Raw genomic sequence first — 4333 nt, forward strand, 5'->3', positions numbered from 1 at the left:
TTAAAAATCCTGTATTTTAACAACAAATTTCAACAATACATAATCAAATGTACAAAATAAAGAGACGAGATTAATCTCGTCTCTTTATTTGTAACCGATACGATACATAAGATAAGTTTTAATGGGGTTAAAACTCATTTAATACTATAACCCGCTTTTTGGGTTGTTATACCAAAGATATATCATATAAGTTTCGATAGAGTTTTTAACATGTGTTTATCAAATAAAAAATTAAATATGCCTTTATCAAAGGACAAATAAAACCTGTTTTAGATTTAAAATCATGTTAGGTTATTAAACAGGAGTTATATAGTTATAATTATTTTGATAACTAATATATTTTTGGCTAGAGTGCGGGCGAAACCCCACATACTACGTATCCTCTTTTTGAATAAGAGCTATTTTTGAACGAATAGTGTTGTGTATTACAAAATAGGATACTAGTCAAACGTACATAACAAGAATAATCATTGGTTAATAAGTAGTAACTGATAATTTGGTACGAATCATTCGTTTTTGCAAAGTCTTCGCCAAAAACAGCACTACTAATCTTCAGCAAGGCTTGACAGGATTCCCTAATTTTCACGCGCAAAAAGGCGGAGATAACTGGATTCACCAGAACCACATAAAAATACGAGCACAAGCTGTAATGCTCATCCTCGTATTTACAAAATTACTAATTTTACGTTACAATTGTTGTAGAAAACAATCGAATAAATGGAAAAGAGCTTTATTCTCTAACTTTGGTCGGTCCGAGAATAAAGCCCTTATAGAAACTACACAAGGTGTTTAGACCCTGTTGTTTTAATAAATAAAATTGTATCTTTATGATACCAAATTTGGGCAAATAGGTAAAGTGAAAATTTTCTTGTGTAGCTTCCTTTTATTCTTATAAGGAGGCTTTTTGTATGTCCGAAGCGATACAACTATCGCAAATAGAAACTTTTATTGATGAATGGCATGAATGTTATCTCTCGGAACGTAAGAAAACGGGCTACGTCATGACGCTAGATTTAAGCAATGAGAAGCATAAACAAATCTGGTATGGATTACATGACCTAGAACACCTCATCAGGAGCTCCAGATTATCCTTAGAGGATGTCTATCTATCTTTGAATGCATTTCATCACGGAAGTCGTAAAACGTCAGATTTGAAGCAAATACGCAATATAGGCGTAGATTTAGATTTTTATAAGATCGGACTTACGAAAGAACAAGTAAAAGAAGAGATACAGAGATTAGTTGCAAAAGGAGCAATCCCTTGTCCGAATTTAATGATGCATGGCCGAGGAGCACAGTTAATTTACAGTATTTCTGGAGGATCGGCACCCCAAATGGGGTACATGGCTCAATACATAACAAATAATCTGATCAAAACGTTACTGCATGTGGGAGCAGATGGAGCATGTTCGGATTTATCTCGTGTATTTCGATTGCCATATTCCATCCATAGTAAGACAGGAAAACAAATCACGGTAGATATTTGGACGAAACGAGAATATCAGCTGATGGAACTCTATGAATATGTGCCCCCAATGGAAAAAAAGCGTCCTACGAAGCGTAAAGGTATTATACAGACGTTACCAGCGCCAAAAGGAGTCATGACTCTCTATAGTTTAAATACAGCTCGTAAAGCAGATTTAGAGAAGATTGTGGAGATGCGAAAAGGTGAGATCGATCATAGACATGATATGACATACATCTATGCGTTCACAACGGCTTTAATTGTGAAACAGCAAGTAGCAACTGTGGAAATGACACTACAGCTCAATGATAGATTTACAGAGCCGCAGAAAACAAGAGAAGTAGAACGAACAGCAAAAGATGCGTACAAAGATGCGATTACATTCTTCGATGCCTATGTGAAAAATAATTGCGAGATGAAGGGGCTACCAAGAAATCTGATCAAGCCAATGAAAAATGCAACTGTACTGGACAAGCTTAATTTACACTTTACACAAGATGAAAAAGAACAACTGAGTACTTTACTAGATAAAGATGAAGTTAAGCGCAGAAACACGCTAAGGAAGCGTGTAAAACGTGGGTCTGTTACTCGAGAAGAATATGTTGCACCCAAAAAAGATAAAATAGCACAATTAAAACAAGCTATGGAATTGTATCCTAACGCATCACAACGTCAACTAGCAAGGATTATCGGAGTATCAGAATCATATGTGCGTAAATTAAAGGGACAACTATAAAAAAAGTGCGCACTGTTGTCCCTTTAAAGCTATATAATTGGACTACGTGGTTTGTGGAGGTAGCTCTTTGCTTGTTGTGTGTTTGTTTTTTTGAGAGATGTCCCTTCTTATAGGACATCTCTCTTCTGTTTTTACTCTTCTATTTTGTTATACTTTTCTTGGGAACTTTGTATTTGTTGGGGACGATAGTTTAGTTTCTATTATGTTACTTAAGGAGCGTGTATGCTATGCGCGTTATGGTTTCAACTAACAGATTTAACTTAGCAACTGCAAGACAGATTGTAGGACTTAAAAGAATGTGGTTTATTACGTTTGGAAAAGGGTTAGTTTTAACTGAAGGTATTACACAAGGGGAAGTACGGGAGTTATATTCTAAGATTTATAGTCATACAGATTCTAGACAATGTAGATAATGTTAGTATTTAATATTTTCTTCTACATTAAGGTATGTGAAATTTTATGTTAGACTATAGAGTATATCTTGCGCAGAGCACTTTGGTATAGTTGCTTTTTGTTGTGTATAAATTACCTAATAAACTTATTTGAATAGTATTTTAGGTATGGTTGAATATACCTAGTTTAATCTTTATAATAAGTTTTTTTGTTTATTTTCCAAGATGTATGAACTCGATTTATAATTAGTAAAGGAATTAACGTTGATATTTTAGTCAACATGATAATTTATTAGCATTTTAACTAGTATTAGTAGCATTGAAATAATAGTTAAACGCCCCAGATTTGATTCTGAGGTGTTTTTTTATAGTTATAGTGTTCTAAGTCATAGTGTATACTGACGAATAAAATTAACAAGTATACGTCAGTATACGCTATTGGTATGCTGCATGTTCATTCAGCATACGTTTCTCCTGTTACAGTTCTCTAATTGAAATCATTAGGACTTGATCTCTCTTCTCTAAACTCTCCTGTATATATTGCTGTTGTTTTTGTAGTTGTGTGAGGAGTTCTTTTTGAAACCTTCTCTGTTTACGAGTATGTTTTTCTAGATAAACCAACCGCTTTATAGTTCCGTTGCAAAGTTTTTCTTTGCGGGAAACCTTAGTAATTTCTCTAAACATTTTATAAAGGTTTTCGATTTGTTATCATAGAAGTATAGTTATATCAATGCTCCGCAAACTACTTTGCGGGAGCACCGTAAACTATTGGATTACGGAGGAGGTTACGGAATTATGAGTGAAACTAATCTTGAAACATATAAAATCAATCAAGTTTCGAAGATATTAGGAGTAGGGGCATCAACTCTTAGAGACTACGAAAAAGCTTTGGAAAATATCATTGTAGTTCCCAGGGATACAAATGGATATAGATTTTATACCAAAAGGGAAATAGAACTGTTTAAAAAAGCGATATCCCTAAAGGAGGACTTAGGGCTTGGCTCGATGAAGGACGTTGCTAAGTTTTTTAATAATGCTAAAGATTTCATGGGATTAGCTAATGTTCCCGCAACTTCTTCGGAAGTTGCGGCGGCTTTAGAATTACCGATTCAGTCAAGCAATGTCCCAGCCACAACCGAAGGTTTAGATGTTATCCGAGAGGGATTCCATCAAATCAAGACAGAGCTGGCTGTTCAACTCCAAAATGAACTTTCTGTGCAACAAGAAAAGCTAATTAGCGATTACCAGGGCATGACTCAAAAACTTACGGAAGATATTACGGAAAAGGTTACGGCAAACATTACGAGTGAATTTTCAAATCAAATGAAGGAAAAAGATGAAACTAATAAAGAACTAGTGCTTCAGAATGAGAGACTATCACTAGAGATTCAGGAGCTACGAAAACAAAAGACTTTACTCAAAGAAAAAAACAAAGGTATCTTCACAAAATTATTTGGTAAATAAAAGGAACAAGTAGCCTAGAGCTACTTGTTCTTTTTATTATGATGCTGTATTTATATGCTGTTTTAAAAAAAGTATAATCATTTTTTAAAAGTAAAATGGCGTATTTTCTTAGTGTACTGCTATCAATTTTTAGTAATTCTTGAACATTTGTAGGAGAATATACTCTTCCTTTTTCTTGATTCATAACGTTATACTCCTTTATATATTTCTTTTTATAAAAAAAGCACAGCCAATTTACCTTTTAGGTCAATTGGCTGCTCTAAGGAAAAACTGGTT

Annotated in this window: 4 protein-coding genes; 3 read left to right on the forward strand and 1 reads right to left on the reverse strand. The window is 34.1% G+C overall.

Annotated elements, in window-relative coordinates:
* Positions 1-908: 908 nt before the first annotated feature.
* From CDB3_RS28900 to CDB3_RS28910, 3 genes are all read left to right on the forward strand, one after another.
* On the forward strand, positions 909-2201 hold the full coding sequence (locus CDB3_RS28900; RefSeq protein WP_128856839.1) for an AsnC family protein: 1293 nt from the start codon (positions 909-911) through the stop codon (positions 2199-2201).
* Between the two features lie 227 nt (positions 2202-2428).
* Positions 2429-2614, forward strand: coding sequence for a hypothetical protein (locus CDB3_RS28905; RefSeq protein WP_128856840.1), 186 nt, complete (start codon positions 2429-2431; stop codon positions 2612-2614).
* 774 nt (positions 2615-3388) lie between these two features.
* Positions 3389-4057 (forward strand): MerR family transcriptional regulator, encoded by a 669-nt coding sequence (locus CDB3_RS28910; RefSeq protein ID WP_128856841.1) that lies wholly within the window; start codon positions 3389-3391, stop codon positions 4055-4057.
* On the opposite strand, the gene CDB3_RS28915 is transcribed toward CDB3_RS28910, so the two are convergent.
* The gene (locus CDB3_RS28915; protein ID WP_128856842.1) at positions 4035-4241 is read right to left on the reverse strand and encodes a hypothetical protein; all 207 of its coding nucleotides are present in this window, start codon (positions 4239-4241) and stop codon (positions 4035-4037) included. The genes CDB3_RS28910 and CDB3_RS28915 overlap by 23 nt on opposite strands.
* Between the last annotated feature and the right edge of the window lie 92 nt (positions 4242-4333).

The organism is Bacillus sp. CDB3, assembly GCF_002081505.1.
Lineage (GTDB): Bacteria > Bacillota > Bacilli > Bacillales > Bacillaceae_G > Bacillus_A > Bacillus_A cereus_AT.

What these genes read in the sequence shown, in the direction of transcription:
- CDB3_RS28900 (WP_128856839.1), top strand. Translation starts at nt 909, where the DNA reads ATGTCCGAAGCGATACAACTATCGCAAATAGAAACTTTTATTGATGAA.
- CDB3_RS28905 (WP_128856840.1), top strand. Translation starts at nt 2,429, where the DNA reads ATGCGCGTTATGGTTTCAACTAACAGATTTAACTTAGCAACTGCAAGA.
- CDB3_RS28910 (WP_128856841.1), top strand. Translation starts at nt 3,389, where the DNA reads ATGAGTGAAACTAATCTTGAAACATATAAAATCAATCAAGTTTCGAAG.
- CDB3_RS28915 (WP_128856842.1), bottom strand. Translation starts at nt 4,241, where the DNA reads ATGAATCAAGAAAAAGGAAGAGTATATTCTCCTACAAATGTTCAAGAA.